Annotated in this window: 3 protein-coding genes; all 3 read right to left on the bottom strand. The window is 67.3% G+C overall.

Features of this window, described 5'->3' with window-relative positions:
* Positions 1-203: 203 nt before the first annotated feature.
* Positions 204-845: a GAF and ANTAR domain-containing protein gene (locus tag AB0I21_RS57135; RefSeq protein ID WP_360574411.1), complete on the bottom strand. Its 642-nt coding sequence runs from the start codon at positions 843-845 to the stop codon at positions 204-206.
* A 663-nt stretch (positions 846-1,508) separates the two neighbouring features.
* Positions 1,509-2,660 carry a nitroreductase gene (locus AB0I21_RS57130; protein ID WP_360574409.1) on the bottom strand — a complete coding sequence of 384 codons (1,152 nt, stop codon included), beginning with the start codon at positions 2,658-2,660 and terminating at the stop codon, positions 1,509-1,511.
* 267 nt (positions 2,661-2,927) lie between these two features.
* A complete protein-coding gene (locus AB0I21_RS57125) occupies positions 2,928-3,446 on the bottom strand; it encodes an inorganic diphosphatase (protein WP_360574407.1) in 519 nt (172 codons plus the stop codon).
* Between the last annotated feature and the right edge of the window lie 411 nt (positions 3,447-3,857).

Raw genomic sequence — 3,857 nt, 5'->3', positions numbered from 1 at the left:
TCTTCTCGTCGGCCAGTAGCAGCCCCACGGTGGCAGCGTCGATGAGCCCGGCAGCGCGTTCGGCGAGCATCTGCATGAACTCGATCAGATCGAACCCGCCGACGAGGGTGTCGGCGACCTCGACGAAGATCCGCGCCAGGCGTCGTTCGGATACGGTGGTCATGACAGCTTCCTGGCCTTCCCTGCAATGCTCGTGGCAGTGTTCATGCGCCGTCGATGTCGAAGCAGAGCCGACGTGCCACGATGTCCGCGGCCACCTCGCTCAACAGCTGGTCGGTGGCGTAGGCGTGGGCCCGGATTCGCACCAACGCCTCCGCGAGGGGAATGCCCAACTGGAGCATCACCATGCCCTGGGCCTGGAACAGCTGGGCGCGGTGCTCGAACGCCTCGTCCAGCTCGTCCACACCGGTGGTCTGTTCCTGACCATCCAACAAGGTCATCACGACCTGGTCAGCGATAGTGAGCGCGTGACCCAGTTCCGGCCTGGACATCGCCCCGGAACGGGCACGGAACACATCGAGGACGCCGAGGCGAGCCGCCCCGATCTGCAGCGGAAACGCGAACACCGCCCGGATCCCCGCGTCCAGGACCGCGACGGTGTAGACCGGCCATCGGCGCATCGCCCCGTCGGCCAGATCTGGCACCAGGACCGGACGGCCGCCCGCGGCGGCGTCGATACATGGGCCCTCCCCGAAGGTGAACTGCAACTCCTCGATCCGCGCGGTGTTCGGGTCCGACGCCGCCGCCATGCCGTGAACGCCGTCGGAGGCCATCAGACTCACCCCGACCCCCGAGGCCGACAGTGCCTGCACAGCGTCGATGCAGATCCTCTCCAGCTGCTCCACTGCGCCGCCCACCTTAGGGATGTCCGGTGACCGGTGACGGCCCGTGCGGCCCGCCGATCACGTCGCCATGGCTTTGGCTCGCAGCCGCAACTCGGCGTAGCAAACGTCACATCAGCGTCTGGACCCATGACCCGTGGCAACCGAACGCTAGATCAAAATGACTGTTAGTAATGCTACTCCTCATGTGGCCGCCGCAACAACGACGGCCGACGCGGGCCGGTGGCGGTCGGACAGCCGCAACCGCAACGACTGTGAGAACAGTTCGTGTGCCGCAGGACCCGCTCGGCCGTTCTACGTACTCGTCAGGTTGGCGAACATCCGAACGTCACCGGAGCACAACGCGATCGACCGACGGTTCGGCGTTCAGACCGGACCCGCGTCACCAGCCGGCCGCATGAAGACAACAGCGACACAGCGATGCACGCCATCGTGGTCATGCTCACCACGGTGTTGCGCGCGATGCGGGAATTGCTGGAGTGGCACACCTGTGCGTTCTTCAGGGATGGCTGCGGTTGGGTGATCGAGACCCGGTGGTTAGCGAGCTGCTCCTGGTCAGATGGCAATTCGTCAGCTGTCGCGATGACACCGGTGGCATCGCCGTCGGGCCGCAGGCTTGGAAGCTCAAATTTCGATGCGTACGGGTGGACAGGGGTCCGGCATGGGTTATCTCATCGGGACGACCTCGATGACCTCGTCGTATGGGCGGCGCGGTGTCAGCGGTGCTGCGGGGGCGCTCTCGTTCACGCCGAACCGGACGGTCAGCTGTGGATACTCGGCCGGTGCGACCACCTCGCGCAGGGTCGCCCGCGCATCCGGAGCCTCGACCACATCGCTCATCACCGACGACGCCAGTCCGATGGTTGTGGCGGTGAGCAGGACGGCGCTGAGCGCTTCGCCCGTGCGCAGCCAGTCCGCCCTGGTGTCGTGTGTGGTCGTGAACGCGAGGTAGGTCGTATACCGGTCGTCCCCGGGCCCGGGAGCCAGACCCGGGGTCGCGCCGGGCGCGTAGTCGCCTACCGATGCGGCCGCCGTCTTCGGTACATCGTCGCGGATCGTTGCGTCCGGGCGGGTCGTCCAGATCGGCATCTCGTGTTGCTCGGCTGTCGCCGTTGACCGTGCGGCGAGGGCGAGGAGGTCCGCCTGTGGCGGGTCGAGTGCGTGCGTGCTGACCTCGAACGGTTCGGCGGCGTGGCGCAGCAGGTCGATCACCTCGTCCGGTAGCGGTCCGATGCCCAGGAACGGGCGCTGGTCGGTGCAACGTGTGCGCAGGGCATGGTGTAGACGCATGTCTTCGGCTGTCACTTGGTGGGTGCCGGTCAGCGTCAGTCTGGCGAGCAGGTCGGGGTCGGCTGGGTCGTTGATCCGTTCGGCTGTGGCCGCGGCGCCGAGGACGGCGAGCACGACGGTGGCATGATGCAGGACCGCACCGCAGCTGATGATCATCGACCGGCCCTGGGGGTCGGCGTCGGTCAACTGGCGCGCGCGGTCCGCGTGTAGTTCGAGGGTGTCGCCGCGGATACGCCAGCGCCACGGCTGGGAGTTCGCGATCGACGGGGCCAGGCAGGCTACACGCGCCGCCTCATACAACACATCCCGGGCCGACAACGACGCCGGTCGCTGGGTCTCGCTCATGATCGTGCCTCCGATCCCGGCGCAGCGGGTGGTGAGGGCCTCCCGCATGGGCAGCCTTACCCGACGCAGCACGGCCGACACGCCGGCGCTGCCGACGATTCCACAGGCCAGACGCCCCACGTGCTGCGAACTGCAAGGCACTCGACCCATTGCCTTCTGGCCCGTCCAGCAACGAAGCCTCACCGCGGCGGGTCAGCGTCATCGCCTTTGGCCACGAACAGGCGTAAACGCGCAGGGAAAGAAGGAAGTTGACCTGTAAACGCCACGGGGCCGTTCCGGCCCGTCCTATTCGCGCGCTCGTCGCCGTCGGTTTCCTCGGCCTGATCAACGCGGCGCGCTCGGTCCGTATTGCTCGGCAATTCGGAGGCGGTGTGCTGTTTCCGCTTCGGCCGAGTCCACGCAGCCGCGGTCCCGGCCCGACCTTCATCGTTCCCGGCATCGATCAACTGGTCACGGTGAACCTGGATCGTCGACGACCGCTGCGACGCGGACAGCGCGCCGGTGTGATCGGGCGACCTCCGCTTCGGCCTCGGCACGGTCGGCCCAGACGCCGTGCTCGGTGTCGATGGCCTTGCCCGGTTCGAGATCCTGGTAAATCTCGAAGAAGTGTTGGATCTCCAGTTTGTGGAAGTGCTCCAGGTCGGGCAGGTCCACCAGGTATGCCAGCCGCGGGTCGGCGGTCGGGACGCAGAGCACCTTCGGATCCGGGCCTCTCGCGTCGCGCATCCGGAACATGCCGAACGCCCGGCAGCGGATCTGGCAGCCCGGGAAGGTGGGTTCCCGGACCAGCACGAGCGCATCGAGGGGGTCGGTGTCCCCGCCGAGGGTGTGCTCGATGAAGCCGTAATCCTCCGGGTACTGAGTGGCGGTGAACAGGGTGCGGGCCAGCCGGATTCTGCCGGTGCGGCGGTCCACCTCGTACTTGTTGCGCGTTCCCTTGGGGCTCTCGACCGTTACGTCGAACTCCATGCGTTTCGCTCCTCGGGTGCTTCGACCGTCCCTGCAACGTGCAGCGATCGCGTGACCGCCGCCGTCTGATCCGGCGGCGGTCAGGTCGCCACGACGGTGGCGTCTCGACGGTACCGCGCAGCGCCCGGTGATCGTTCCGTACAAGACCAGTGCCGCAGCCGCGGGAACCGACGCCAGGTGTACCGGGTCGGTTTCGGGTGACGAACCCCGAACGAGGGGCCGGTGCATCGCTCGTGCGCTGTCGAACCCCAGTGGCCTACGATTGGCTTGTCGTCTCGACCGCTCCCGACCCCGGTCGAGGATGCGCCACGATCACGCATACGCATGGCTGGTCGCGACCCGCCGATCGGCGGGTCGCCGAGCACCTCTGTTCACGGGAATGGCTGTTCTCGCTGGCGATGGGCTACGACG

The organism is Dactylosporangium sp. NPDC050588, from assembly GCF_040654975.1.
Classification (GTDB): Bacteria; Actinomycetota; Actinomycetes; order Mycobacteriales; family Micromonosporaceae; genus Dactylosporangium; species Dactylosporangium maewongense.
Note: the sequence above shows the minus strand (reverse complement) of the source record. Positions and strands in the feature narration are given on the sequence as shown.

Bases quoted from the DNA above. Each gene is read 5' to 3' on its own strand.
- AB0I21_RS57125 (WP_360574407.1), bottom strand. From the start codon at position 3,446: ATGGAGTTCGACGTAACGGTCGAGAGCCCCAAGGGAACGCGCAACAAG.